Genomic DNA, 25,928 nt, shown 5'->3' with positions numbered 1-25,928 from the left:
CGGTGGGCGAGGATCGCCGGCCCGCACCCGACAATGTGGTGCCCTACGCCGACCAGGCGCTGCTGTTGGCGCTGCGCGGTGCCGGTCAAGAGGCCGTCATGCAGATCATCTGGCTCTATGAGCACCCGGTCGATCTCGACGGTTTGCGGCGCTTCTATCAGAACTACGGTCACGGGCTCCTCGGTCGGCTGATCGAGCGCTCGGCACTGCCTTTCGGCAGGCATCGTTGGGTTGCGGCTCCAGGGCCGCAGACCAGTCTCGAGATCGCCGAGCAGCCCATTCCCCGTGACGAGCTGTTCGACTGGGCCGACGAGCAGGTCGAACTGCCGCTCGACCCTGAACATGGGCCGTCCTGGCGGATGGCGATCCAGCCGCTCACCGACGGAACAACCGCGGTGGGCATGGTCGTGTCGCACACCGTCGTCGACGGCGGTGGCGCCGTCGCGACGACCATCGCCGCGGTCAACGGCACCGGCAGAGACCTCGACTATCCACCCAGGCGCTCCCGCACGCGCTCGCGCGCGGTGCGGGAGGATCTGCGCCAGCTGAGGTCCGACCTGCCCGAGATCGGGCGAACGCTGGTCAAGGCGGTCAAGGTCGCCACTCGCCGGAGGGACGAGCTGACCCGCCCCAGCACGCCGGTCTCGGCGCCTGCCGACGGTGGCGACGAGATCGTCAAGACCGCGTTCGCCGTCGCGATGCTCGACATCGACCAGTGGGACAATAGAGCGAAAAGCCTTGGTGGGAACCATTTTTCACTTGTGGCCGGATTCGCGGGCAAACTAGCGGAGAACCTCGGCCGCACGCGCGCATCCGATGGCGCGGTCACGCTGATGATCCCGGTCAGCGAGCGCGACAATCCGGCGGACACCGGCGGCAATGTCGTGACGATCGCCAATGTCACGTTCGATCCCGCCCCGGTCGCCAACGATCTCACAAGCGCTCGCGCCGCGATCAAGCAGGGTTTGGTGACCGCGCGACAGACGCCGGACGAGATGGTCGAGCTGCTACCGTTGATCCCGTTCCTGCCGAAGCGGGCGATGGGACGCATCGCCGACATGGCCTTCCAATTCACCGCTGATGTGCCGGTGTCCTGCTCGAATCTGGGTGACATCCCCGACGACCTGCTTCGGCTCGACGGTACGGTTGCTGAGCGGTTCTACTTCCGGGGCATTGACCGCAATCTGACCCGTGGTGCCTTGGAGAAGCGGAATGGCCTGATGACGGTGGCGTCGATGCGCCTCGGCGGCAAGGTGATCCTTCCGGTGATGAGTTACCTACCGGGTGCGGACAATTCGCGTGCGCACCTGCGCGAGATGATCACCCAGACCCTGGGAGAGTTCGAGCTGTCGAGCGTGATCGAGTGAGGTTCGAGCAGTGACCACCGAATCGCAGGAACACCGGCTCGAGTTCTTCGACCAGACGGCGTTCGAATTGATGCGTGCGACCGGGCGCGGCCAGCTCATGCAGTGCGTCTGGGTATACGAACATCCTGTCGACTTCGAGGGGCTGCGGCGGTTCCACCGCAATTTCGCCGGGTCGCTCGGCGGTCGCAACATCGAGCGGTCACCGCTGCCGTTCGGCCGGCCGCGCTGGGTCAAGCCCGGCCACGCGCCGTCTGAGATCCAGATCAACGAAACACCCCGTCCCCGAGACGAACTCATGGACTGGGCCGACGAACTGGCTACACTGCCGATCGACCCCGAGCACGGCCCGACCTGGTATCTGGTCGTCCAGCCGCTGACCGACGGTTCCACCGCGATCAGCATGGTGGGCTCGCACGTGATCGGGGACGGCACCGCAGCCGGCCTGGCGATCTTCGAGGCGGTCACCGGCAACGTCCGCGACGTGGGTTACGAGAAGCCGGGCACCCGCACGCGCAGGCAGGCGCTGGTGGCCGACGCCCGACAGGTCATTCGCGACCTGCCCGCGACCCGCAAGGCGCTGGTCAAGGGCGCGAAGCTGGTGTACAGCCAGCGCAAAGATCTCGCGCAGTCCCGGAAGTCACGTGCCGGGGGCGCCCGTACGGGGCGCGAGGAGTTCGTCACCGTCCCGTCGGTGGCGATCATCGTCGATGTGGCGGAGTGGGACGCGCGCGCGGAAAGCCTTGGCGGAAACAGCTATTCGCTCCTCGTGGGCATCACCGCGAAGCTGGCGGAGCGGCTTGGCCGGCGCCGCAAGTCCGACGGTGCCGTGACGCTGGTGATCGCGATCAACCTTCGCGAAAGCCTGGAGGACGACCGGGCCCTGGCGATGGCCTTCGCCAACGCCACCGTCGACCCGGAGAAGGTGACCGTCGACCTGACCGAGTCCCGTGGGGTCGTGCGGGCGTCCCGGCAGATGGCCAAGGACCAGACCGACCCGACGATGGAACTGTTCCCGTTGATGCCGTGGTTGCCCAAGGCGGCCGTCAAGGGCGTCGCCGAGATGCTGTTCTCCTACTCAGAAGACCTGCCGGTGTCCTGTTCGAACCTCGGCGATCTGCCGCCGCAGATCGCTCAGGTCGACGGCACGACCGCGGAGGTCGTCATCCTGCGTGCGCTGGACCAGAACGTGACGATGCGCGAGATGGAGCGATCGCACGGCCAGCTCGTCGTGGTGTCCGCGCGGGTCAATGGCAAGGTTGTCATCTCCGTCGAGGCATACGAGATCGGCGCCGAGAACAGCAAGCAGCGGTTGCGCGATCTGGCCGATCAGACGCTGACCGAGTTCGGGCTCACCTGCGTCATCGAATAATCGGCGTTCACATGCCGTGCAGGCCGACCCCGATCAGGATGATGCCGACGATCGCGACGAACACACCGGCATGCTTGCGGGTGCGGGTGCGGATCCATTCGTTGAAGCGCTGCACCCAGACCCGGGTCCTGGCCGGTGCCACGATGAAGCTCAGCAGTGGGATCACCGCGGCCCAACTGGCCAGCAGCAGGAACGTCACCAGCGCGGCGGCCTGCTCGATCGGCGGAGTCTTGGACGCGATGATCAGCGCCAGCAGGGCCATGTAGTCGATGCTGGGCATTGCCAGCGCTGCCCCGATCGAGCCCGAGAACCAGGACGACTCGCCCTTGGCGAAACCGCGCACCTTGGTGGACAGCCGCTTGAACCGGCCTGGCGCCAGTTCTTGCTCAGCCTCCAGGGCGGTCTCCGTGCCGCCGCTGGCCGGCACGTCGGCCATCTCCTTGCGAGCGAATTGACGCAACGGAATGTTGGACATCAGTAGCGCGCCGAGTAGGACGGCGACCACACCGATGCCGATCTGGATGAGCGCCGGGTTGAAGTTGGCCTTGCCCAGGAAGGTGTGGTGGAAAACAAAGAGCACCGCGAAGCCCACACTCAGGCTCAGCGCCAGGCCCGTGCAGAGGAAGACCAGCAGGTGACGCGCCGGGCGCGGCCGGGTCAGCAGCAGGGCGATCAATCCGATGCGTGCGGGCTCGATGCTCACCGCGAGGCCAAGCAGCACCACGGTTGTCCACACGAGGCGAAATTCTACCTTGCCGCGCTGCCAGGGGCCGCGTTGACATCACCCGTGGCGGCGGTTGCGGGCGGTCTGCTCGAGAAGGTCGGCCGCGGTGGCGACGCTGCCCGCCGCCGGGGTCATCCGGCTGGAGAGCAAACGCGCGCGTTCGGCTGTTTGCGGAGACAGCACGGTTCGTAGATCTTCCAGCAGCGAATATCGTGTAGAAGCTGAGAAACGCCGCGAGGTCCCGATACCAAGCCGGTCTATTTGTTTGCCCCAGAGTGGCTGTTCGGCCGCGACCCACAGCACCAGGGTGGGGACGCCTGCGCGGATACCCGCCGCGGTCGTGCCGGCCCCGCCGTGGTGCACGACGGCCCGGCAGGACGGGAACACCGCGGCGTGGTTGACCGAGCCGACGACCTTGACGTGTCCGGCGGTGCCGGTGTCATCGAAGTCCGAGAACCCGGCGCAGATCAGTGCGCGTTCGCCGAGCTCGCCGCAGACCTCGCTGATCATGCGAACCGTGTCGGCAGGGGAGTCGATCGGCATGCTGCCGAAGCCGAAGTAGATCGGTGGCGTTCCCGCGGCGATCCAGGACTCCACTTCGGTGTCGGTCTCGGTGGGCAGCTGCAGCGTCAGGGAGCCGATGAGAGGGCGCCGCTCACCCCACTCGCCGGCCAGCCCGGGAAAGAAGATCTTGTCGTAGGCCTGGATCTCCAGCGCGCCGCCGGCCACGATGCGCGCCACCGGCCGGGTTGTCGCGGCGGGCAGGCCCAGGATGCTTCGCTGCTCCGTCTCCGCCGGCTTGAGCAGCCGCCAGTGCATCCATTCGCCCATCGCATACGCCGCCTTGACCGCCGGCGCGGGCAGTCGCACCGGCAGGACCTGCGTGTTGGCCCGGACCGGGAAGTAATGCACCTCGGCCAGCGGCAGGCCGCGGTACTCGGCCACATTGGCGGCGATCTCCTGGTAGGCGGTGCCGGTCACCATCAGGTCGGCGCCGTCGGCCAGTGCCAGCAGCGCGTCGCTCATCTCGGCCCAGCCGCGCGTTGCCGCCGCCCTCGCCTTGCGCAGCGCGTTCAGCGGGTTGCCCAGGCGCACCCAGTCGGCAGGCCCGGCCGCGGTGAGTGCGTCCGGGCGTTCGAAGACGTCGCCCTGCAGTTGTTTCTGGGAGTCGGGGCCGTAGCCGATCACGGCGTGCAGACCCGCGGACTCGACGAAGTCCACCAGGTTGGGCGGTACGGCCAGGTGGACGTCGTGCCCGCGGCGCTGTAATTCGAGACTTACTGCCGCACAGGGTTCGACGTCACCGCGCGTCCCGTGGATGCTCACCGCGAATTTCATCGGTTCCCATTATCGGGATCCGCCCGCGTGGGTGAACCACTTGGTCTTGATCCGCCACGAGTGCGCCGACGTCAGCGCGAATCCGGCACCGCAGGAGCAGGCGAAGAACCAGACCAGTTTGCCGCCCTCGAGTTCGGCCAGCGGCGGGACGTAGGCGGTGATGATACGAATCGCGCAGGCGATGATGCCGCTGGCCGAGGCCGCCAGATAGATGTTGGCGATGCGCCGGGACCGCGGATCCTGGCGCAGGACGAGCAGCGCTCGCGCGCCATAGCCGAGCAGGTAGATCAGGGTGCCGCAGAGCATCAGCCAATATGCGGACAGCCAGAAGTCGGTGGGCACCGTGAAGAAGTCGGAGCGATACACCTTCGCGCCATTGCCCATCGAGAATGCGGCCAGCAAGAGCGGTATGCAGAGCGTCGCGGGGCGTTCGACGTATTGCTTGAATGCGGTCTGCATGGCGTTGTCGTCGTGCAGGCGGCCGAGTGCGTTATAGACGACCGCGGAGGCGGCGACGACATACAGGTCGTGCCCGATGTAATCCTCGAGGTTCCATATTCCCGTCAATGAGTGCAGCCATTGACCGACGGTTTCGGAGGCGAACGGCGACATCAGCAGAACGGCACCGGCCTGCAGGGCGATATTCAGGGTGGCGGCGACTTCCCATCGGCAGCCCCACGTGACGCGCCGAATCCACAGGCTCCACGCCATGCACAACAGCGTGACTGTGATGATTACGCCTAGACCCATGCCTTCGTCGCCTTACGCCCCCGAATAACTTCAGCAAATACTACAGCGATGGTGCGTCGAGTCGGGGTTTCATTTCTGAGAGTTTAACCGGAATGCGTGTCGCAGTTACCGCATTAATTGTCGCCACCGTAAATGGCGAAGAATCGACATATTGCTGGAGCTCCTCGCGGCTCATGAGCCCGAATCGGACCTGAAGGTCGGGGTAGCTCAAGCCGAAGCGCGTCGAGACCAGGCGCAGCTCTTCGGCGTTGGGGTAGTCGCGCTCCTTGACTCTGCGGTAATACGTGCTGCTAGAGGTGCCGAGCGCGTCGTAGATGTCCTTCGCGTCGATGTCGCCATCGAGGAGGTAGTCGAGCAAGGTTTTGAGCTGACGTCCGTTTTCATCAGTCCGAGGCACGCGATCAGAATAACCCGGAACTCCCGGTAATGGGTACCGGTAACGCGATTCAGGAAATTGTTGAATTTATTGACATGGTCGTCACGATTGTGGGATTGCTCTCCCAAATATGGGACACGACCGCTACGGTGGGGGGCATGGTTGCTCCTGTGACCTACCCGTCTAGCAATGTGCGGGTAGTTGACGATGAGATTCCCGGCCGGCCACGACCAGAAGATCTGGTCCGTTTGTCGGCGCCGCTGTCCCACGAACTGACCGCTGAACTCGACGGAGCCGTCGACTTCACCGGAGTCGGTTTCGAGGAAGTCCTCTTGGCCGCATTGGGCCGGGCGATCGCCCGGACCATCGGTGTCGGATTCGTGACGGTCAGCGGCTTGACCACGGTGCAGCCGATTCGGCTGTGCTGTGCCGAAGAACGAGGCATGGACGCCAACGCCCTGTTGGCCGATGTTCGTGAGGCGCTGACGCCAGCCAGGCAGCTCGGCAACTCACCTGCCGACGTGGTCTTCTCGTTCCTCGGGTTGCCGCCCGATCCGTCGCTCGGCCCGTTGCAGCTCGCCGACGGACCGGCCCTGGGCGTGCTGGCCTACCGGGCCGGCGGGGAACTGCAGATGGACTGGTGGTTCGACGGCCGGCGGCTCGACCGCAGCACGGTCGAAGAACTGACGACCCAGTTCCGGCTCGGCCTGATCGGTGTGACGTCAGAGGCCGTCCCGGCCTGAGGCTAGAATCTCTTCCCAACGGCACCGATCCGGCCATCACCGGGGAGCCTTCGGAAGAACAGCCTTTGCCGGCCCAGTAGACCCGAACGGGCAGGCCCGTCACAGCCTGTGAAGAGCGACGCACGTCATCGTGCGTAAGCGGGGTGGTACCGCGGCGCTCGCGCACTCCGCGCGTCGTCGTCCCCGTGCCCAGGCAGCTGGCACAGGAGACGAACGCGCCCGTGACCGAGAATGGCTATCCGAAGACGGCCGGTGGCTCACCCAACTTTCCCGCCCTCGAACTCGAGGTGCTGGACTACTGGGCAGCCGACGACACCTTCCGCGCCAGTATCGCCCGCCGCGACGACGCGCAAGAGTACGTCTTCTATGACGGTCCGCCGTTCGCGAACGGCCTGCCGCACTACGGGCACCTGCTGACCGGTTACGTCAAAGACATCGTGCCGCGCTATCGCACGATGCGCGGGTACAAGGTGGAACGCCGGTTCGGCTGGGACACCCATGGATTGCCGGCCGAACTCGAGGTGCAGCGTCAGCTCAGCATCACCGACAAGGCCGAGATCGAAGAGATGGGCATCGGTGCGTTCAACGACGCCTGCCGCGCCTCGGTGCTCAAGTACACCGGCGAGTGGCGCGACTATGTGACCCGCCAGGCCCGCTGGGTCGACTTCGACAACGACTACAAGACCCTCGACCTGTCGTTCATGGAGTCGGTCATCTGGGCGTTCAAGCAGCTGTGGGACAAAGGCCTTGCCTACCAGGGTGTCCGGGTGCTGCCGTATTGCTGGAACGACGAGACCCCGCTGTCCAACCACGAACTGCGGATGGACGACGACGTCTACCAGAGCCGTCAGGACCCCGCGATCACCGTCGGGTTCCGGGTCAACGAGCCCGGATCGGACCTCGACGGCGCCTATCTGCTGATCTGGACGACGACGCCGTGGACGCTGCCGTCCAACCAGGCGGTGGCGGTCAACCCCGAGGTCACCTACGTGGTGGTGGAGGTCGACGGCCGCCGACTCGTGCTGGCGCAGCCCCGGCTGGCCGCCTACGCGCGGGAGCTGGGGGAGGACCCCTCGGTGCTGGCCACGCTCACCGGCGAGCAACTGCTCGGCGTGCACTACCTGCCGCCGTTCCCGTATTTCCTGGAGTCCGCCAACGCATTTCAGGTACTGCGCGGCGATTTCGTCACCACCGAGGACGGCACCGGCGTGGTGCACATGGCGCCCGCCTACGGTGAGGACGACAAGGCCACCACCGACACCGTCGGCATCGTGCCGGTGACCCCGGTGGACTCCAAGGGCCGGTTCGACGTGACTGTCCCGGACTATCAGGGCCAGCATGTCTTCGATGCGAACCCGCAGATCATCCGCGACCTGAAGAACGGCACCGGTTCCGCCGCGGTGAACACCCCGGTGCTCATCCGCCAGGAAACCTACGACCACTCATACCCGCACTGCTGGCGCTGCCGCAATCCGCTGATCTATCGGGCGGTCTCGTCCTGGTTCGTCAAGGTCACCGAGTTCCGCGACCGGATGGTCGAACTCAACCAGCAGATCACCTGGTATCCCGAGCACGTCAAGGACGGTCAGTTCGGCAAGTGGCTGTCCGGCGCCAGGGACTGGTCGATCTCCCGGAACCGCTACTGGGGCACTCCGATTCCGGTGTGGGTGTCCGACGATCCGGCCCATCCGCGCATCGACGTCTACGGCAGCCTCGACGAGCTCGAACGTGACTTTGGGGTGCGCCCGGACAACCTGCACCGGCCCTACATCGACGAGCTGACCCGGCCCAATCCCGATGACCCGAGCGGCAATTCGACGATGCGGCGGATCGAGGACGTCTTCGACGTGTGGTTCGACTCCGGGTCGATGCCATACGCCCAGGTGCACTACCCGTTCGAGAACGAGGACTGGTTCGCGAGCCACTTCCCAGGCGACTTCATCGTCGAGTACATCGGCCAGACGCGAGGCTGGTTCTACACCCTGCACGTGCTGTCCAGCGCGCTGTTCGACCGGCCCGCGTTCAAAACCTGTGTGTCACACGGGATCGTGCTCGGTAACGACGGCGCCAAGATGAGCAAGTCGCTGCGCAACTACCCGGATGTCAACGAGGTGTTCGACCGCGACGGTTCGGACGCCATGCGGTGGTTCCTGATGGCCTCGCCGATCCTGCGTGGCGGCAACCTGGTGGTCACCGAGCAGGGGATCCGCGAAGGCGTCCGGCAGGTGCTGCTGCCGCTGTGGAACGCCTACAGCTTCCTGGCCCTGTACGCGCCGAAGAAGGGCACGTGGCGCACGGATTCGACGCACGTGCTGGACCGCTACATCCTGGCCAAGCTCGCCGAGCTGCGGGACGGGCTCACCGAGGCGATGGACGTGTGCGATATCTCGGGCGCCTGCGAGCAGCTGCGTCAGTTCACCGAGGCGCTGACGAACTGGTATGTGCGCCGGTCGCGTTCGCGGTTCTGGGAAGAGGACCGCGATGCCATCGACACCCTGCACACCGTGCTGGAGGTCACCACCCGGCTGGCGGCTCCGCTGCTGCCGATGGCCACTGAGGTGATCTGGCGCGGGCTCACCGGCGAGCGCTCGGTGCATCTGACGGACTGGCCCGAGGCCGGTGTCGTTCCGGCCGACCCCGCGTTGGTGGAGGCGATGGACCAGGTCCGCGACGTATGCTCGACGGCGTCGTCGCTGCGCAAGGCCAACAAGTTGCGGGTGCGTCTGCCGCTGCCGAAACTGACTGTGGCGGTGGAGAACCCGTCAGCCCTGCAATCGTTCACGGATCTGATCGCCGACGAGCTGAACGTCAAGGCCGTCGAGCTCAGCGGTGACGTTCCCGCCTACGGCCGCTTCGAACTCGCGGTCAATGCCCGGGCGGCGGGACCGCGGATCGGCAAGGATGTGCAGGCCGCCATCAAGGCTGTCAAGGCGGGCGACTACGCATTGAACGCCGACGGCACCCTGACCGCGGGCCCCGCGGTCCTGCTGCCCGAAGAGTTCACGTCCAAACTGGTTGCGGCCGAACCGCAGTGGACGGCCGCCCTGCCCGACGGAGCCGGCCTGGTGGTGCTGGACGGCACGGTCACCCCGGAGCTGGAGGCCGAAGGCTGGGCAAAGGACCGTATTCGCGAATTGCAGGACCTGCGCAAGTCGAGCGGATTGGACGTCAGCGACCGGATCACGGTGGTCATGGCGGTGCCGGCCGAGCGGGCCGAATGGGCCAGGGCCCATACCGATCTCATCGCCGGCGAGATCCTGGCGACCAGCTTCGACTTCGGCGAGCCCACCGACGGGGTGGAGATCGGCGACGGCGTGCGGGTGGCGATCACCAAGGCTTGATCGAGTGCAGCGCTTCCTCGACAATCCGCACGACGGCGAGGACGGGGGCGACGACAAGCACCCCGAGGAACAGGTTGGCGACGAAGATCGCGGGCGCGAGCGGCGACAAGTCGATGCCCCAGGGGAAAGCGACGGGAATCGTGAGCGCGGCACCGGACCGGGTGTCGACGATGGCGGCCAGCCCCAGATGGGTTCGGCTGACGACGATGTCGCTGCCCGGAGCCAAAGGCGTTGTGCTCGAAGGCTGTCCGCTGACAGGGATGGTATTGCCGACCTGACGCCCGGTGACCGTGTCGATGACGGCGACCCGGATGGACGTCTTGTGGGTCGTCGGGTTGTCGTAGTAGGTGGTGATCACAGCGCGTGATCCGCCTGCGGTGATCAGAGTTCCGGAGGGGTTTCCGCGGATCACGACCGGGCTGCCGACCACGGTGCCCGTCGCTGTATCGACCACCCGCGTCCAGGTTTTGAAGCCTCCCTGGACGTAGCCACCGCCGATCGGCTCGTAGCCGTAGACGCTCGTGGTGAGAAGGACGCGTGAACCATCCGCGGTCAAGAACTGGGTCGACGAGGCGGTTGCGTCGCCGAGGACGGTGAGAGAAGGGCCCACCGGGTCACCGGTGGCGGTGTCGCTCACGGTCAGCGTCGTGTTCAACCGATTCTCCGGATCGGTGAACACGACGGTGGCCAGTTGGCGCGTGCCATCGGCACTCACCGAGGACGGCGGACTGTAGTTCGCCGCGGCTGACCGACGAGGTTGTGCCGTTGTCTGTTTCGTGGCGGGCGGGGCCTTGCGCGTGGGCCCGGTTTTCGCCGAGGCTCGGGCCGACTTGGCCGTGCCGGAGGACGCGCTGTGGGATGACGGCGACGACGCATCGGCCGACGCGGTCGGCGTGGCCAGCCATGCGGCGGTCCCGACACCCAGTGCCACCGCCAACCCGCCGACATAGCCGACGACATGCCCGCTGTTCATGCCCTTGATCGTCGACCGCTCCCGGTGCGACGGCATACGTAGTCGGCTACTGCACTGCCGGCCAATACGATCGACCCGTGGAGCGCTGGGTCCTGCATTTCGACATGGATGCGTTCTTCGCATCGGTCGAACAGCTGACCCGCCCGACGCTGCGCGGGCGTCCGGTCCTGGTCGGCGGCCTCGGCGGCCGCGGTGTGGTGGCCGGCGCCAGCTACGAGGCCAGAGTGTTCGGTGCCCGCTCGGCGATGCCGATGCACCAGGCCCGCCGCATGGTCGGTGCCGCCGCGGTGGTGCTGCCGCCCCGCGGGGTGGTCTACGGCGTCGCCAGCCGTCGCGTGCTCGACACCGTGCGCGCCATGGTGCCGGTGCTCGAACAGCTGTCCTTCGACGAAGCGTTCGGCGAACCCGCCGAGCTGCTCGGGGCCAGCGCCGAGGACGTCGAGGAGTTCGCGATGCGGCTGCGCAGCCGTGTGAAAGAGGAGACCGGCCTGGTGGCGTCCGTCGGGGCGGGCTCGGGCAAGCAGATCGCCAAGATCGCCTCCGATCTCGCCAAACCCGATGGCCTGCGGGTGGTCCGCCGCGACGAGGAACGCACTCTGCTGGACGGGCTTCCGGTGCGCCGGTTGTGGGGTATCGGCCCGGTGGCCGAGGACAAGCTGCACCGGCTCGGCATCGACACCGTCGGGCAGCTGGCCGCGCTGACCGACGCCGAGGCGGCCAGCATCCTGGGTGCCACCATCGGGCCCGCGCTGCACCGGCTGGCCCGCGGCATCGACGACCGGCCGGTGGCCGAGCGGGCCGAGGCCAAGCAGATCAGTGCCGAGTCGACGTTCCCCGCCGACCTGACCACCATCGAGCAGCTGCGCGACGCCATCGTGCCCATCGCCGAACACGCGCACCGGCGCCTCGAACGCGACGGCCGCGGCGCCCGCACTGTCACGGTCAAGCTCAAGCGGTCCGATATGACAACCCTGACCCGCTCGGCAACGCTGCCCTATGCCACCGGCGACGCGGGCACCCTGGGTGCCACCGCGCACCGGCTACTGCTCGACCCTCGCGAGGTCGGGCCCATTCGCCTTCTCGGCGTTGGCTTTTCGGGTCTGTCCGATGTGCGCCAGGAGTCGCTGTTCCCCGATCTCGACCAACTCGGGGGAGAGGTGGCCGACACGGTGGACACCCACCTGCCGGTGCCCGCGCCGGTGCCTGACGCGGGGGCCTGGCGCATCGGCGACGACGTCCACCACCCCGAGCTGGGACACGGCTGGGTGCAGGGTGCCGGTCACGGCGTGGTCAGCGTGCGGTTCGAGACCCGGGGCAGCGGTCCCGGCGTGATGCGGACCTTCCCGATCGAGATGCCCGAGCTGGTCAAAGCGAACCCGGTCGACAGCCTGGACTGGCCCGAGTACCTCGCTGATCTGGAAGACCGGGCCCGCTCAACCCCACCGGGCGATGACCTCGGCCACGGGTAGTCCCAGGCTCAGCGCCACCATCAGCAGCACCCGTGCCTGGCTGCTGCGCAGCTGTGGCACCATCACCGCGCCCGCCTCGACGAGGTCGTGGCCCGGCCCGTAGAGCGCGACAGTCCGGCCGAGCGGCACCCGGGTGGTCACCGCGACCGCCAATCCGCGTGCGCAGGCCCGCCGTACCGCCTCGACCACCGGGGTGCCGGCATTGCCCGCACCCATCGCCTCGACGACCAGCCCGCGCGCACCGGCCAACGCGAACGCGTCGATCGCCGCCCCGTCGCACCCCGGATACGCCGCCACGATGTCCACCCGCGGGACCTCCCTTGCGACACCGAGGTACGCCCGCCGCGTGTCGCCGGTCATCGAGAACACCCCGTCACTCACCGAGCCGATTCGGGGGCGGCCGCCGAAGAAGCCCCCGCCGCCCACCTTGGTGGTGCCCAGCGCGGGCAGCAGCGCACCGCCGAAGCAGATCAGCACCCCGAGATCTCGTGCGAGCGGGCTGGCCGCCACCGTGAGGGCATCGCGAAGATTGCCGGGCCCGTCCGCGTCGGGGGCGTCGGCAGGCAGTGCAGAACCGGTGACAACCACCGGCGTCGCGCCCGCATAGGTGAGCTCCAGCCACAGCGCCGTCTCTTCCAGCGTGTCGGTGCCGTGCGTGACGACGATGCCGTCGGCGTCTGAGGCAGCGTCGGCGACGGCGGCGCCGATGCGGACCCACTCGGCGGGAGTCAGCTGCGAGCTGTCGAGGGTGAACAGGTCGATCACCTGCGCATCCAAGCCCGACGCCAGCTCGGCGCCGCTGTGCACCGGCCGCAGCACGCCCTCGCTATCGGCACTGGTGGAGATGGTCCCGCCCGTGGTGACGACGACAAGTCGCGGCATGGGAAACACAGTAGGGAATGATGGGGGCGTGACCGATGAATCCAGTGCAACGACCCCGCGGCGGCTGCGGCTGCTGTTGTCGGTCGCGGGCGTGGTGCTGGCCCTCGACGTCATCACGAAGGTGCTGGCGGTGCGCTGGCTCACCCCGGGACAACCGGTGTCGATCATCGGTGACACGGTCACCTGGACGCTGGTGCGCAACTCCGGTGCCGCGTTCTCCATGGCCACCGGCTACACCTGGGTACTGACATTGGTCGCGACCGGCGTGGTGGTGGGCATCTTCTGGATGGGCCGGCGGCTGGTGTCACCGTGGTGGGCGCTGGGACTGGGCATGATCCTCGGCGGTGCGCTGGGCAACCTGGTCGACCGCTTCTTCCGCTCGCCAGGCCCGCTGCGCGGACACGTCGTCGACTTCCTGTCCATCGGCTGGTGGCCGGTGTTCAACGTGGCCGATCCGGCGGTGGTCGGCGGCGCGATCCTGCTGGTCGCGCTATCGCTGTTCGGCTACGACTTCGACAGCACCGGCCGACGCACCAGCGAATCGAGCAAAACCGACGACAAGGCCGAGACCGCCTGATGGCGGAACGGTCGATGCCGGTCCCCGAGGGTCTGGCCGGCTTGCGCGTCGACGCGGGCCTGGCCCGGCTGTTGGGACTGTCCCGCACGGCGGTGGCCGCGATCGCCGAGGACGGTGGCATCGAACTCGACGGTGTACGGGCGGGCAAGTCCGACCGGCTCGAGGCCGGCGCGTGGCTGCACGTCCAGATCCCGGAGGAAGCTCCGCCGCCGGAGAACACGCCCGTCGAGATCGAGGGCATGACGATCCTGTACTCCGACGCGGACATCGTCGCCGTCGACAAACCGCCGGGCGTCGCCGCACACGCGACGGTCGGCTGGCACGGCCCCACCGTGCTCGGCGGGCTTGCGGCGGCGGGGTTCCGGATCAGCACGTCCGGGATTCACGAACGTCAGGGCATCGTGCACAGGCTGGACGTCGGCACCTCCGGAGTCATGGTGGTCGCGCTGTCCGAGCGGGCCTACACGGTGCTCAAGCGGGCCTTCAAGCAGCGCACCGTCGACAAGCGCTATCACGCTGTGGTGCAGGGACATCCGGATCCCTCAAGCGGCACCATCGACGCGCCGATCGGCAGGGGCCGGGGCAATGACTGGAAATTCGTCGTCTCCGAGACCGGGCGGCACAGCATCACCCATTACGACACCCTCGAAATGTTCAGGGCGGCAAGCCTTCTCGACATCCACCTGGAAACCGGCCGCACCCATCAGATCCGGGTCCACTTCTCCGCGCTGCACCATCCGTGCGCGGGTGATCTGACCTACGGCGCCGACCCGGTACTGGCCAAGCGGCTCGGGCTGGAACGGCAGTGGCTGCACGCCCGCTCGCTGGCGTTCGCACACCCCGCCGACGGCAGGCACTTCGAAGTCACCAGCCCGTACCCGGCCGATCTGCAGCACGCCCTGGACTCGTTGCGCGACGACTCGTGACGACGGCCCCACGCGACACCAAGGCCCGTGGGCTGCTGTACGGCATCGGCGCGTATGGATCCTGGGGATTGTTCCCCGCGTTCTTCCCGTTGCTGAAACCCGCGGGCGCCCTTGAAGTTCTGGCTCACCGCGTGGTCTGGACGCTGGTGCTGATGGCCGGTGTCGTGGTGGCCATGGGCAAGCTGCCCGACCTGCGGGCGATCACCGGGCGGACGTGGCTGCTCCTGCTGTGCGCCTCGGCGCTGGTGTCGGCCAACTGGGTCATCTTCATCTACGCCGTCAACAACGGCCATGTCGTCGACGGTGCCCTCGGCTACTTCATCAACCCGCTGGTCAGCGTGCTGCTCGGCGTGCTCATCTTCCGCGAGCGGCTCAACCGCGCCCAGCTGGTGGCCGTGCTGATCGCGTTGGCCGCGGTGGTGATCCTGGCCGTCGAGGTCGGCGGGCCGCCGTTCATCGCGCTCGGGCTCGCCCTGACGTTCGGCCTCTACGGCGTGGTCAAGAAGGTGGTGCCCACCGATCCGCGGGTCAGCGTCGGCGTCGAGGCCGGGATCGCGGCACCCTTTGCCATCGTCTACATCGTCGTGCTGCAGATGAGCGGACACGGCCAGTTCACCAACAACGGGGCGGGCCACATCGCGCTGATGATGCTGTCGGGCCCGATCACCGCGATCCCGCTGCTGTTCTTCGCCGCGGCTGCCCAGCGCCTGCCGCTGGTGACCCTCGGCCTGCTGATGTACCTGAATCCGGCCATGCAGATGACGTGGGGAGTGGTGGTGGCCCACGAGCCGATGCCGCCCGCCCGCTGGATCGGCTTCGCGCTGATCTGGCTGGCGCTGCTGGTGTTCAGCGGTGACGCGCTGCGCCGGGCCCGTCAGTCGCCGGCGATACTGAGCTGACGCCGCAGCGCCCCGTACTCCGATTCCAGCTGCGTGCGCAGCCGGTCAACGGCGGCATGTTTGGCGGCCCGGATCGTGGTGGCGTCGGCCAGCGATCCGAGCACCCGGTCGACGACAGCCGCGCCGGTCACCTGGTCGGTGCGGATCAGCGATGCCTCGTCGTCGATGGACAGCGCGAAATCACGGCACTTCGGTTGGTACTCAAGGGAAACCACCGGGGTGTCGGCCAGGGCGGCCAGGATCCCGGCGTGCAGGCGGCAGACGATGGCCGCCGAGCACCGGCCGAACTCCCGTGCCGCCGCTACCGCGTCGGCAGGTACCAGGATGTCGGCGTGCACATCGGAGAAGGCCACCTCCACCCATTTGCGGTCGCTCGGGTTCATCAGGATGCCGACGAACCGGTGGCCGCGGCCGGCCAGTTCCCGCACCGCGATGCGCACCTGCTCGGCCACCCCGGCCGGATCGTGTCCCCACAGATCGTCGCCGTAACCGAGATTCACCCCGATCAGTCCGTCCTCGACCGCTACGTCGGGCCGCGGCAGGATCAGTGCCGGATCCCCGGTCACCTGCGCCGTCAGCCCGATGTCGGCCAGCAGCTCGACGCTGCGCGGCCCCCGCACCGACACCGAGTCGAACCCCGCGAGGATCGGCTTCCATTTGGTCAGCTCGCCGTGTGCCGATCCGCTCCCGCGACCGCCATACCCGGGGTCCTGGACGCCGACGCCGATCGCGTACTTGCCGACGTTCTTGGTCACCGCCAGTCCCAGCCTGGCCAGCATCCGGAAGTAGCGCACTCCGACCAGCGTCCCACCACCCATCACCAGCGTGCTGGGCCGACGCGCCCGCTCCAGCGCCGCAGACGGCGGGAATACGAACTCATGGGGCAGACGCGGGATGTCGTCGAAGACGACCCCGGGGAGCTGCGATTTGACGGCGTCGTAGATCGCGTCGTCGCCGAGATTGTCCTTCTCGTGGAAGCCCAGATAGGCGACCGTCGCGTCTTGGCTCACGTGAACCGACCCTATACTCATCCGATGCCGAGCACCGCGGTCACCACCAGCGACCGGCGCGGCTTCTTCATCACGTTCACCGTTCTGTTGGCGGTGTGGGCCGCGGTATTACTGACGATCGCGATCACTTTGATCCCCAACGGCTACTGGTATTCCTATTTCGTCATCGACTACCGCGTGGGCTTCGTTCGGCGCGGGCTGGCCGGTGAGATCCTGGGCCTGTTCGGCCCGCAGCATTACTTCGGTGGGCTGCTCATACTGCGCTGGATGCCGACCGCATTATTCGTACTCGGTCTTGCCGCGGTGGCCTGGTCGATCGCGGTCAGGGCGGGCCGTTCGGAGCGGCGGCGGCTGCTGGCCCTGCTCATCGCCGTCCTACCGTTCGGGTTCGCGTTCGCCCTGTTCTCGGCGCGCACCGATGCGCTGGGCGGCACCGCGCTCGTGGGGTTCGCGATCGCGCTGACCAAGGCCACCACCACCCGCGCCAGGCTGATCATCAGCGCGGTCTTCGGTCTGGTGCTGGGGGTGCTCTCACTGATCCACGAGGCCACCCCGTTCCTGTTCGGGCTCGGCGCGCTGGCGGCGCTGACGGTGCTGGCAGACCAGCTGTGCACCAAAGGATTTCGGGCCTGCGTGGTGCTGGCGCTCGGGCCGTCGATCCTGGTGGCGCTGGCCTTGACCGCGTTCGGCAAGACAAAGATCTCCCCGCAGCTGTGTCAGATGGTGCAACACTTTCCGATGAACCATCCGCTGGCCGGAAAGCCCACCATCGGCCAGCTGCTCAGCGGCTTCCACTATTACGTCGACTACCACGACTGGTACTGCCGGGCCTTCCTGCCGCTGTTCGACATGAGCCTCGTCGAGGGTCTGCGGTTCGTGGGCGGCATCGGTGTCGTCGCGCTGGCCGGTTCGACCGTCTACGGGATCGTCACGCTGGTCATCAGCATGTTGGCCATCGGCCACGTCGCGGGCGTCCCGGTCAGTCGGTTCACCGCGGTCCTGCGGTCACGGCCGCTGGCCATGCTGATCGGCGTGGTGATGATCCTGCCGGTGTTCGCCACCGGTGTGGACTGGGTCCGCTGGTGGGTCATCATCGCCTTCGACCTCGGCATCGTTTTTTTGCTGTACACCCGCGACCAACCCGAAGTCGATGAGCCGCCCACCCGGCGAACACTCGTCGTGTTCGCTGTCGGCGCCATCCTGCTGGCCGTGATCCCGATTGGCATCATTCCCGGCTTCGGCGCGCCGGTTCCCATGTAATCCCCTGGTACACAGGACTTCACCTTTCGCAGACGTTTTTTTCGGTAAAGACCTCGCGCGGTGTTTGGCACGCCGACACAATTGGCGGGATGGGCGGGGATCCTGGCTCCGAGGCACTGCTGAAGCTCGGCCGTTTTGTCACCGGCTGGACGGAGTCGGATGACGGCCGGGCGGTCTTTCGCCGCGGTGGCCGCGCCGGCGATGTCTTCTATCGCGATCGGTGGAGCCATGACAAGGTGGTCCGGTCCACCCACGGGGTGAACTGCACCGGATCCTGTTCGTGGAAGGTGTACGTCAAGGACGGCATCATCACGTGGGAGATGCAGGAGACCGACTATCCGTCGGTCGGTCCGGACCGCCCGGAGTACGAGCCGCGCGGCTGTCCGCGCGGTGCCGCCTTCTCCTGGTACACCTACTCGCCGACCCGGGTCCGCCACCCCTACGTGCGCGGGGTGCTGCTCGAGATGTACCGGGAGGCCAAGGAGCGACTGGGCGATCCGGTACTGGCCTGGCGGGACATCACCGGCGACCCCGACCGCCGCACGCGCTATCAGCAGGCCCGGGGCAAGGGCGGCTTGGTCCGGGCGTCCTGGCAGGAGGCCGTCGAGATCGCCGCGGCCGCGCATGTCAGCACCATCGACCAGTACGGCCCGGACCGGTGCGCCGGGTTCTCGCCGATCCCCGCGATGTCGATGGTGTCGCATTGTGTGGGAACGCGTTTCATCCAGCTGATCGGCGGCGTCATGACGTCGTTCTACGACTGGTATGCCGACCTGCCGGTCGCCAGCCCGCAGGTGTTCGGCGACCAGACCGATGTGCCGGAGTCGGGGGACTGGTGGGACGCCACCTACCTGATGATGTGGGGGTCCAATGTCCCGGTGACCCGCACCCCGGACGCGCACTGGATGGCCGAGGTGCGGTACCGCGGAACGAAAGTCGTGACCGTCAGCCCCGACTACGCCGACAACACGAAGTTCGCCGACGAGTGGATGCCCGCTGCGCCCGGCACCGATGCCGCGTTGGCGATGGCGATGGGTCATGTGCTGCTCACCGAGTTCTTCGTGGAACGCAGCGTCCCGTTCTTCACGGACTACGTCCGCACCTATACCGACCTGCCGTTCCTGATCAGGCTGGAGCCGCACGACGACGCCCACGTACCGGGCAAGTTCCTCACCGCCGCCGATCTGGCCGGCGGGTCGGCGCCCGAAGATGCCTGGAAGACAGTCCTTCTCGACGAGAACACCGGTGCACCGGTGGTGCCCAACGGATCGATCGGTTTCCGCTACGCCGAGTCGGGCAAGGGCCGATGGAATCTCGACCTCGACGGTGTCAGCCCCGCACTGACGCTGGCGGGCGACGGTGCGAGCGCAGTCGAGGTGTTACTGCCGGCGTTCGACGCGCCGGACGGCAGCGGCTCGGTGCTGCGACGCGGCGTGCCGGCGCGCGTGGTCGGGGGGCACCTGGTGACCACGGTCTTCGACCTCATGCTGGCCCAGTACGGGGTATCCCGGCCGGGTCTTCCCGGGCAGTGGCCCGACGGCTACGACGACGCGGACGCTCCGTACACCCCGGCGTGGCAAGCGACCATCACGAATGTTCCTGCCGCCCAATGCATCCGCATCGCTCGCGAATTCGCCACCAACAGCGAACAGTCCCAAGGCCGGTCGATGATCATCATGGGAGCCGGCATCTGCCAGTGGTTCCACGGTGACGTGACCTACCGGTCGATCCTGGCGCTGCTGATCCTGACCGGCTGCATGGGCCGCAACGGCGGCGGCTGGGCGCACTACGTCGGGCAGGAGAAGTGCCGGCCGATCACCGGCTGGATCTCGCTGGCCAACGCGCTGGACTGGTCGCGCCCGCCGCGGACCATGCCGGGCACGTCGTACTGGTATATGCACACCGACCAGTGGCGCAACGACGGGTACCTCGCCGATTCACTGAATTCGCCACTGGCCCAAGGACATCTGGCCGGCGCGCACACCGCCGACGCGATCGCCACCTCGGCCGCCAACGGCTGGATGCCGTTCTATCCGCAGTTCAGCACCAACCCGCTGCAGGTCGCCCAGGATGCCCAGGCCGCCGTCGACGCCGGCACGGCAGACAACGCCGCCGCCTACGTCGCCTCCGCACTGGCTGACGGGCGGCTACAACCGGCGATCCGGGACATCGACGCCCCGCAGAACTGGCCGCGCACCCTGGTGCTGTGGCGGTCGAATCTGATGGGCAGCTCGGCCAAGGGCAATGAGTACTTCCTGCGGCATCTTCTCGGCACCCATCACAACGTGCTCGGTGAGGAGAATCCAGCCGCGCCAAGACCTTCCGGTGTCGTCTGGCATGACGCCGCTCCAGAAGGCAAACTCGACCTGCTGGTGTCGGCCGATTTTCGGATGACGTCGACGACCTTGTTGTCCGACGTCGTGCTACCGGCCGCGACCTGGTATGAGAAGCACGACCTCAGCTCGACCGACATGCACCCGTTCGTGCACGCGTTCACTCCGGCGATCGACCCGCCGTGGGAAGCCAGGACCGACTTCGACGCGTTTCACCTTCTGGCCCAGCGGTTCTCCGAGCTCGCCCGCACCCATCTGGGTGTCCGCAGGGATCTGGTCAGTGTTCCGCTCCTGCACGACACCCCCGGCGAGACTCCTTCGCCCGGGCCTACTGCACCGGTCTACACGATTGTCGAACGGGATTACACCGCTATCGCCGACAAACTCGCCAGCGTCGGGCCGCTCGCGGACACCGCGGGATTCACGGTCAAGAACGTGACCTTCCCGATGGCCGAGGAAACCGCACGGCTGGCCGCCAAGAACGGAGTGATGCTCGGCGGGGCCGGCGACGGCAGACCGGCTATCGACACCGACGCCAAGCTCGCCGAAGCCATTCTGGCGTTCTCGGGAACCACCAACGGCGCGTTGGCCGTTGCAGGCTTCCGCAGCCTCGAGGAGCGGGTCGGCAAGCAGCTGCACGACCTGGCCGAGGGATCCGACGAGAAGCGCATCACCTTCGCCGACACTCAGCGCGCACCCGTTCCGGTGATCACCTCGCCGGAGTGGTCCGGCTCGGAGACCGGGGGCCGGCGCTACGCGCCGTTCACCGTGAACATCGAGCGGCTCAAGCCCTTCCACACGCTGACCGGACGGATGCACTTCTACCTCGATCACGACTGGCTTCAGGACGCCGGTGAGGCACTCCCCATCTACCGCCCGCCGCTGGACATGCACCGGTTGTTCGATGAACCGCGTCTCGGTGCGGACGGTTCCGCGCAGGTGACGGTGCGCTACCTGACGCCGCACAACAAGTGGTCGATTCACTCGGAGTATCAGGACAACCTCCTGATGCTGTCGCTGTCGCGCGGCGGTCCGACAGTCTGGATGAGCACCGGCGACGCGGCCGCCATCGACGTCGGCGACAACGACTGGGTCGAATGTGTCAACGCCAACGGCGTTTTCGTCGGACGGGCGATCGTGTCACACCGCATCCCCGACGGATTGGTCTACGTGCACCACGCCCAGGAGCGCACCATCGACGTCCCCAAGTCGGTGGCCACCGGTCGCCGCGGCGGCATCCACAATTCGGTGACCCGGCTGCTGGTCAAGCCCACTCATCTCATCGGCGGGTACGCCCAATTGTCGTACACCTTCAATTATCTGGGGCCGACCGGCAATCAGCGCGACATCGTCGCCACCGTACGCAAGCGAACCCAGGAGGTGAGCTACTGATGAAGGTGATGGCCCAGATGGGCATGGTGATGAACCTCGACAAATGCATCGGTTGCCACACCTGCTCGGTGACGTGCAAGCAGGCCTGGACCAACCGGGCCGGCACCGAGTACGTGTGGTTCAACAACGTGGAAACCCGCCCCGGGCAGGGCTATCCGCGCCGGTATGAGGATCAGGACCGCTGGCGCGGTGGCTGGGAGCTGAACCGCCGCGGCAAACTGCGCCCGAAATCCGGTGGCCGGCTGGCCAAGTTGTTGGGGATCTTCGCCAGCCCCGTGCAGCCCGAGCTTGCCGACTATTACGAGCCGTGGACCTACGACTATCAGACGCTCGTCGACGCCCCGCTGGGTGACGACTTCCCGGTGGCCCGGCCGAAATCGCTGATCACGGGGGAGGACACCGCAGTCACGTGGTCCGCGAACTGGGACGACAACCTCGGTGGGGCAAGCGAATACGGTGACCGTGACCCGATCGTCGAGAAGGTCCGCAGGCAGTCCGAGGAGAAGGTCCGCTTCGAACTCGAGAAGACGTTCATGTTCTACCTGCCCCGGATCTGCGAGCACTGCCTGAATCCGTCGTGCATGGCGTCCTGCCCGTCCGGGGCGATCTACAAACGCGCCGAGGACGGCATCGTGCTGGTCGACCAGGACCGCTGCCGCGGGTGGCGGCAGTGCATCACCGGCTGCCCCTACAAGAAGATCTATTTCAACCACCGATCGGGCAAGGCCGAGAAATGCACGCTGTGTTATCCCCGCATCGAGGTCGGCCTGCCGACGGTGTGCGCCGAAACCTGCGTCGGGCGGTTGCGCTACCTGGGCCTGTTCCTCTACGACGTCGATCGGGTGGGACAGGCCGCGGCGACCACCGATCCCGGTGAGCTGTACCAGGCGCAGCTCGACGTGATCCTGGACCCGAACGATCCCGAGGTGGCGGCGGCGGCGCGGCGCGACGGCATCCCCGACGACTGGTTGCAGGCCGCGCGCCGGTCACCGGTCTATGCGCTCGCCAAGGTTTACCAGGTCGCGCTGCCGCTGCACCCGGAATACCGCACCATGCCGATGGTGTGGTACGTCCCGCCGCTGTCGCCGGTGGTCGACGTGCTGAGCTCGCAGGGCCATGACGGGGAGGACCACGCGAACCTGTTCGGTGCGATCGAGGCGCTGCGCATCCCGGTGGAGTATCTGGCCGAGCTGTTCACCGCGGGTCGCACCGACATCATCACCGACGTGTTGCGCAAGCTGGCGGCGATGCGGTCCTACATGCGTGGGGTCACCCTGCGCGGCGAGGGCGATCCCGCGATCGCCGCCAGCGTCGGTATGTCCGAGGAGGCCGTCTACGAGATGTACCGGCTGATGGCGATCGCGAAATACGAAGAGCGCTATGTGATCCCGACCGCATATCAGGAGCAGGCTCACGAACTCGAGGAGATGGGCTGCTCCCTTGACTTCGACGAGGGCCCGGGGATGTACGCGTCGGGTCCGTTCGGCGAGGCCAGCGGGCGGCCCACACCCGTCGCGGTCGAGACGTTCGCCGCGCTGCGCCAGCGCCAGCGCACCGATGTCGCAGCATCCGGCGACGACTTGCGGACCGAACGGGTGAACCTGCTGAACTGGGACGGCAACGGCACGCCGACAGGCATGTTCCCGTGATCGGGCGTCGCGGCAAGGCTCGCGATGACCGGGTGACCTACCTGGTCGCCTCCCGGTGCCTGGACTACCCGACGGCTGATTTCGTCGAGTCGCTCCCGGTCTGTGCGGCGGCACTGGCCGGGCAAGACGACTCGTCACCCGTCGCGCTGCTGTGCCAACTGCTCACCGAACTGGGCTCCAGCTCGCTGAGCGAGCTCCAGCGCGGCTACATCGACACGTTCGACTTCAGCGCGAAACATGCTCTCTACCTTTCCTATTGGTCCGACGGCGATACCCGCCGCCGCGGCGAGGTGCTCGCCCGATTCAAGGCCGTCTACCGCTCCGCCGGCGCGGTCATGGATACCCACGGCGAACTGCCGGACTACCTTCCGCTGGTGCTGGAGTTCGCCGCCCGCGCCGACCTCGACGCCGGCCGCGCGCTGCTCACCGAATATCGGCCCAGCCTCGACATGCTCCGGAAGAGCCTGCAGGACAAGCACAGTCCTTACGCTCATGCCGTCGCCGCCGTCTGCGAGACAGTGCCGGCCGGCCAGGCCGCCGCGACGCAACCCCCACCCACCGAGCTGGTGGGCCTGACCGGTTACCAGGGGAGGCCATGAACATTCTGCTCTGGGGTGTGTTGCCCTACCTGTGCATCGGGAGCCTGGTCGGTGGCTCGATCTGGCGCTACCGCTACGACAAGTTCGGGTGGACCACACGGTCGTCGCAGCTGTACGAGTCGCGTCTGCTGCGGATCGGCTCGCCGCTGTTCCACTTCGGCATCCTGGTGGTGATCGTCGGCCACGTGGTGGGTCTGCTGATTCCGCAGTCGTGGACCGAGGCCATCGGCGTCAACGAGACCCTGTACCACGCGATGGCCCTGTCGCTGGGCGCCATCGCGGGCGTGTGCACCCTGACCGGGATCGTGATCCTGGTGTACCGGCGCCGCACCACCGGTCCGGTGTTCATGGCCACGACCAGCAACGACAAGGTGATGTACGTGCTGCTGGTGGGCGCGATCGTTCTGGGTCTGTGGACCACGGTCGTCGCGATCGGGGCCGGTCATGAGGCGCACAACTACCGCGACACCGTCGCGCCGTGGTTCCGCTCGGTGCTGATCCTGCGGCCCGACGTCGCGGCCATGGCCGCCGCGCCGATCCAGTTCCACATCCATGCGCTGGTGGGCATGCTGCTCTTCGCGGTGTGGCCCTACACGCGGCTCGTTCACGCGTTCACCGCGCCGGTGCACTACCTGTTCCGGCCCTACATCGTCTACCGCTCGCGTGACCAGCGGCCGGTAGGCACCCGCGCCACGCGCACCGCGTGGAGCGCAGTCGGCACGGCGGATCGAGACCGATGAGCACCTCTGAGATCCAAGAAGTGGCCCTCGCCGGCCGGGGACGCAACCTGGCCCTGGCGACATGGGCGTTCGCGGTGACTTTCTGGGCGTGGAACGTCATCGGCCCGTTGGCCGTTCGCTACGCCGAGCACATGCACCTGAACAGCAACCAGAAGGCGTTGCTGATCGCCACACCGGTGTTGGTCGGGGCACTCGGCCGCATCCCGGTGGGCGCCCTCACCGACCACTACGGCGGGCGGCTGATGTTCCCGGTCGTCACCGCCGCCACCGCGCCACTGGTCCTGCTGGTGGCGTTCGCGGGCAACGCCGGATCGTTCACCCTGATGCTGGTGTTCGGCTTTTTGCTCGGCCTGGCCGGCACCACGTTCGCGATCGGCATCCCATTCGTCAACCAGTGGTACTCGCCGAGCCGGCGTGGCTTCGCCACCGGCGTCTTCGGGGCCGGAATGGGTGGCACCGCGTTGTCCTCGGCGTTCACCCCGAGGTTCGTCAACTGGTTCGGCTACACCGCCACACACGTGATCCTGGCCGTGGCACTGCTCGCCACCGCGGCGCTGTGCTGGTTCGGGATGCGCAACTCGCCGAAATACGTGCCAAACCTCGACCCGGTGCTGCCGAAACTGCGTGCGGCACTGAAGCTTCCGGTCACCTGGCAGATGGCGCTGCTGTATGGCGTGGTGTTCGGCGGATTCGTCGCGTTCTCCACCTACCTGCCCACCTATCTGAAGGACATCTATTCCTTCGATCTCGCCGGGGCCGGTACCCGCACCGCCGGCTTTGCGATCGCGGCCGTCGTCGCACGCCCGATCGGTGGCATCCTGTCCGACCGGATCAGCCCCCGGACCGTCGTCAGCATCTCGCTGCTAGGCACGGCCGTGCTGGCCGCCGTCGTCGCCTTTCAACCGCCGCTGGAATGGCCGGCCGGCGTCGACTTCGTCGGTCTCGCGTTCTTTCTCGGCCTTGGCACCGGTGGCGTCTTCGCCTGGGTCGCCCGGCTGGCGCCGCCGGAACGTGTCGGCAGCGTCACCGGATTGGTCGGCGCGGCAGGAGGGCTGGGCGGCTACTTCCCGCCACTGATCATGGGCGCCACCTACGAGTTGCTGCTGCCCGGGTATGGGATCGGGCTGGCGTTGCTGACTCTGGTCGCCCTCGCCGCGATGCTGTTCGCCCGGTTTGGGATCAAGGACGCGCGCCCCGTCCGGTAGCTTCAC

The 25,928-nt window shown here is 67.3% G+C and carries 21 protein-coding genes; 14 read left to right on the top strand and 7 right to left on the bottom strand.

Annotated features, from left to right (window positions below):
• Positions 1–2 precede the first annotated feature (2 nt).
• Both EV580_RS01100 and EV580_RS01095 read left to right on the top strand, forming a co-directional pair.
• On the top strand, positions 3–1,367 hold the full coding sequence (locus EV580_RS01100) for a hypothetical protein (protein ID WP_286171411.1): 1,365 nt from the start codon (positions 3–5) through the stop codon (positions 1,365–1,367).
• 10 nt (positions 1,368–1,377) lie between these two features.
• Positions 1,378–2,736, top strand: a complete 1,359-nt coding sequence (locus tag EV580_RS01095) for a hypothetical protein (protein WP_133689316.1) — start codon at positions 1,378–1,380, stop codon at positions 2,734–2,736.
• A gap of 7 nt (positions 2,737–2,743) precedes the next feature.
• On the opposite strand, the gene EV580_RS01090 is transcribed toward EV580_RS01095, so the two are convergent.
• The 4 genes from EV580_RS01090 to EV580_RS01075 are packed head-to-tail and all read right to left on the bottom strand — an operon-like array spanning position 2,744 to position 5,945.
• Entirely contained in the window at positions 2,744–3,472 is a 729-nt protein-coding gene (locus EV580_RS01090; RefSeq protein ID WP_183520404.1) for a GAP family protein, read from the bottom strand.
• Positions 3,473–3,517: 45 nt separating this feature from the next.
• Positions 3,518–4,798 carry a glycosyltransferase gene (locus EV580_RS01085; protein ID WP_133689315.1) on the bottom strand — a complete coding sequence of 427 codons (1,281 nt, stop codon included), beginning with the start codon at positions 4,796–4,798 and terminating at the stop codon, positions 3,518–3,520.
• Between the two features lie 9 nt (positions 4,799–4,807).
• Positions 4,808–5,548 (bottom strand): hypothetical protein, encoded by a 741-nt coding sequence (locus EV580_RS01080; RefSeq protein ID WP_133689314.1) that lies wholly within the window; start codon positions 5,546–5,548, stop codon positions 4,808–4,810.
• 40 nt (positions 5,549–5,588) lie between these two features.
• Positions 5,589–5,945, bottom strand: a complete 357-nt coding sequence (locus tag EV580_RS01075; protein ID WP_133689313.1) for an XRE family transcriptional regulator — start codon at positions 5,943–5,945, stop codon at positions 5,589–5,591.
• Between the two features lie 137 nt (positions 5,946–6,082).
• Between EV580_RS01075 and EV580_RS01070 the strand changes: the two genes are divergently transcribed.
• Together EV580_RS01070 and ileS are read left to right on the top strand one after the other, a co-directional pair.
• The gene (locus EV580_RS01070; protein WP_133689312.1) at positions 6,083–6,667 is read left to right on the top strand and encodes a hypothetical protein; all 585 of its coding nucleotides are present in this window, start codon (positions 6,083–6,085) and stop codon (positions 6,665–6,667) included.
• A 221-nt stretch (positions 6,668–6,888) separates the two neighbouring features.
• Positions 6,889–10,008, top strand: coding sequence for an isoleucine--tRNA ligase (gene ileS, locus EV580_RS01065; protein WP_133689311.1), 3,120 nt, complete (start codon positions 6,889–6,891; stop codon positions 10,006–10,008).
• Here the strand turns inward: ileS and EV580_RS01060 are convergent.
• Positions 9,995–11,017: a YncE family protein gene (locus EV580_RS01060; protein ID WP_133689310.1), complete on the bottom strand. Its 1,023-nt coding sequence runs from the start codon at positions 11,015–11,017 to the stop codon at positions 9,995–9,997. The genes ileS and EV580_RS01060 overlap by 14 nt on opposite strands.
• 68 nt (positions 11,018–11,085) lie before the next feature.
• Between EV580_RS01060 and EV580_RS01055 the strand changes: the two genes are divergently transcribed.
• A complete protein-coding gene (locus EV580_RS01055) occupies positions 11,086–12,450 on the top strand; it encodes a DNA polymerase IV (RefSeq protein ID WP_370581755.1) in 1,365 nt (454 codons plus the stop codon).
• Here the strand turns inward: EV580_RS01055 and EV580_RS01050 are convergent.
• Complete coding sequence (locus EV580_RS01050) at positions 12,415–13,332, bottom strand: asparaginase (protein ID WP_133689309.1); 918 nt, start codon at positions 13,330–13,332, stop codon at positions 12,415–12,417. The two genes, EV580_RS01055 and EV580_RS01050, sit on opposite strands and share 36 nt — an antisense overlap.
• On the opposite strand from EV580_RS01050, the gene lspA reads away from it, so the two are divergent.
• Genes lspA through rarD form a run of 3 tightly spaced genes read left to right on the top strand, consistent with a single transcriptional unit; the run spans position 13,331 to position 15,734 of the window.
• Positions 13,331–13,909, top strand: a complete 579-nt coding sequence (gene lspA / locus EV580_RS01045; protein ID WP_133689308.1) for a signal peptidase II — start codon at positions 13,331–13,333, stop codon at positions 13,907–13,909. The genes EV580_RS01050 and lspA overlap by 2 nt on opposite strands.
• The gene (locus EV580_RS01040; RefSeq protein ID WP_133689307.1) at positions 13,909–14,835 is read left to right on the top strand and encodes an RluA family pseudouridine synthase; all 927 of its coding nucleotides are present in this window, start codon (positions 13,909–13,911) and stop codon (positions 14,833–14,835) included. The genes lspA and EV580_RS01040 overlap by 1 nt, the downstream gene beginning before the upstream one ends.
• Positions 14,832–15,734 carry an EamA family transporter RarD gene (gene rarD / locus EV580_RS01035; protein ID WP_133689306.1) on the top strand — a complete coding sequence of 301 codons (903 nt, stop codon included), beginning with the start codon at positions 14,832–14,834 and terminating at the stop codon, positions 15,732–15,734. Before EV580_RS01040 ends, rarD begins: the two co-directional genes overlap by 4 nt.
• On the opposite strand, the gene EV580_RS01030 is transcribed toward rarD, so the two are convergent.
• Complete coding sequence (locus EV580_RS01030) at positions 15,710–16,744, bottom strand: polysaccharide pyruvyl transferase family protein (RefSeq protein WP_133689305.1); 1,035 nt, start codon at positions 16,742–16,744, stop codon at positions 15,710–15,712. The genes rarD and EV580_RS01030 overlap by 25 nt on opposite strands.
• 24 nt (positions 16,745–16,768) lie before the next feature.
• Here EV580_RS01030 and EV580_RS01025 point away from each other — a divergent pair, with 24 nt between their 5' ends.
• The 6 genes from EV580_RS01025 (at position 16,769) to EV580_RS01000 (ending at position 25,922) form a co-directional block, all read left to right on the top strand.
• The gene (locus EV580_RS01025; RefSeq protein ID WP_133689304.1) at positions 16,769–18,004 is read left to right on the top strand and encodes an Rv1490 family membrane protein; all 1,236 of its coding nucleotides are present in this window, start codon (positions 16,769–16,771) and stop codon (positions 18,002–18,004) included.
• Between the two features lie 89 nt (positions 18,005–18,093).
• Positions 18,094–21,729, top strand: coding sequence for a nitrate reductase subunit alpha (locus EV580_RS01020; protein ID WP_133689303.1), 3,636 nt, complete (start codon positions 18,094–18,096; stop codon positions 21,727–21,729).
• Complete coding sequence (gene narH, locus EV580_RS01015; protein WP_133689302.1) at positions 21,729–23,378, top strand: nitrate reductase subunit beta; 1,650 nt, start codon at positions 21,729–21,731, stop codon at positions 23,376–23,378. The genes EV580_RS01020 and narH overlap by 1 nt, the downstream gene beginning before the upstream one ends.
• Entirely contained in the window at positions 23,375–23,977 is a 603-nt protein-coding gene (gene narJ / locus EV580_RS01010; protein WP_133689301.1) for a nitrate reductase molybdenum cofactor assembly chaperone, read from the top strand. Before narH ends, narJ begins: the two co-directional genes overlap by 4 nt.
• Positions 23,974–24,717, top strand: coding sequence for a respiratory nitrate reductase subunit gamma (narI, locus tag EV580_RS01005; protein ID WP_133689300.1), 744 nt, complete (start codon positions 23,974–23,976; stop codon positions 24,715–24,717). The genes narJ and narI overlap by 4 nt, the downstream gene beginning before the upstream one ends.
• The gene (locus tag EV580_RS01000; RefSeq protein WP_133689299.1) at positions 24,714–25,922 is read left to right on the top strand and encodes an MFS transporter; all 1,209 of its coding nucleotides are present in this window, start codon (positions 24,714–24,716) and stop codon (positions 25,920–25,922) included. Before narI ends, EV580_RS01000 begins: the two co-directional genes overlap by 4 nt.
• Positions 25,923–25,928: the final 6 nt, after the last annotated feature.

The sequence above is a fragment of the Mycobacterium sp. BK086 genome, assembly GCA_004362315.1.
GTDB lineage: Bacteria > Actinomycetota > Actinomycetes > Mycobacteriales > Mycobacteriaceae > Mycobacterium.
Note: the sequence above shows the minus strand (reverse complement) of the source record. Positions and strands in the feature narration are given on the sequence as shown.

Bases quoted from the DNA above. Each gene is read 5' to 3' on its own strand.
- EV580_RS01085 (WP_133689315.1), bottom strand. From the start codon at position 4,798: ATGAAATTCGCGGTGAGCATCCACGGGACGCGCGGTGACGTCGAACCC.
- EV580_RS01080 (WP_133689314.1), bottom strand. From the start codon at position 5,548: ATGGGTCTAGGCGTAATCATCACAGTCACGCTGTTGTGCATGGCGTGG.
- EV580_RS01070 (WP_133689312.1), top strand. From the start codon at position 6,083: ATGGTTGCTCCTGTGACCTACCCGTCTAGCAATGTGCGGGTAGTTGAC.
- EV580_RS01060 (WP_133689310.1), bottom strand. From the start codon at position 11,017: ATGCCGTCGCACCGGGAGCGGTCGACGATCAAGGGCATGAACAGCGGG.
- EV580_RS01055 (WP_370581755.1), top strand. From the start codon at position 11,086: ATGGATGCGTTCTTCGCATCGGTCGAACAGCTGACCCGCCCGACGCTG.
- lspA (WP_133689308.1), top strand. From the start codon at position 13,331: ATGGGAAACACAGTAGGGAATGATGGGGGCGTGACCGATGAATCCAGT.
- EV580_RS01050 (WP_133689309.1), bottom strand. From the start codon at position 13,332: ATGCCGCGACTTGTCGTCGTCACCACGGGCGGGACCATCTCCACCAGT.
- EV580_RS01040 (WP_133689307.1), top strand. From the start codon at position 13,909: ATGGCGGAACGGTCGATGCCGGTCCCCGAGGGTCTGGCCGGCTTGCGC.
- EV580_RS01025 (WP_133689304.1), top strand. From the start codon at position 16,769: ATGCCGAGCACCGCGGTCACCACCAGCGACCGGCGCGGCTTCTTCATC.
- EV580_RS01020 (WP_133689303.1), top strand. From the start codon at position 18,094: ATGGGCGGGGATCCTGGCTCCGAGGCACTGCTGAAGCTCGGCCGTTTT.
- narH (WP_133689302.1), top strand. From the start codon at position 21,729: ATGAAGGTGATGGCCCAGATGGGCATGGTGATGAACCTCGACAAATGC.
- narI (WP_133689300.1), top strand. From the start codon at position 23,974: ATGAACATTCTGCTCTGGGGTGTGTTGCCCTACCTGTGCATCGGGAGC.
- EV580_RS01000 (WP_133689299.1), top strand. From the start codon at position 24,714: ATGAGCACCTCTGAGATCCAAGAAGTGGCCCTCGCCGGCCGGGGACGC.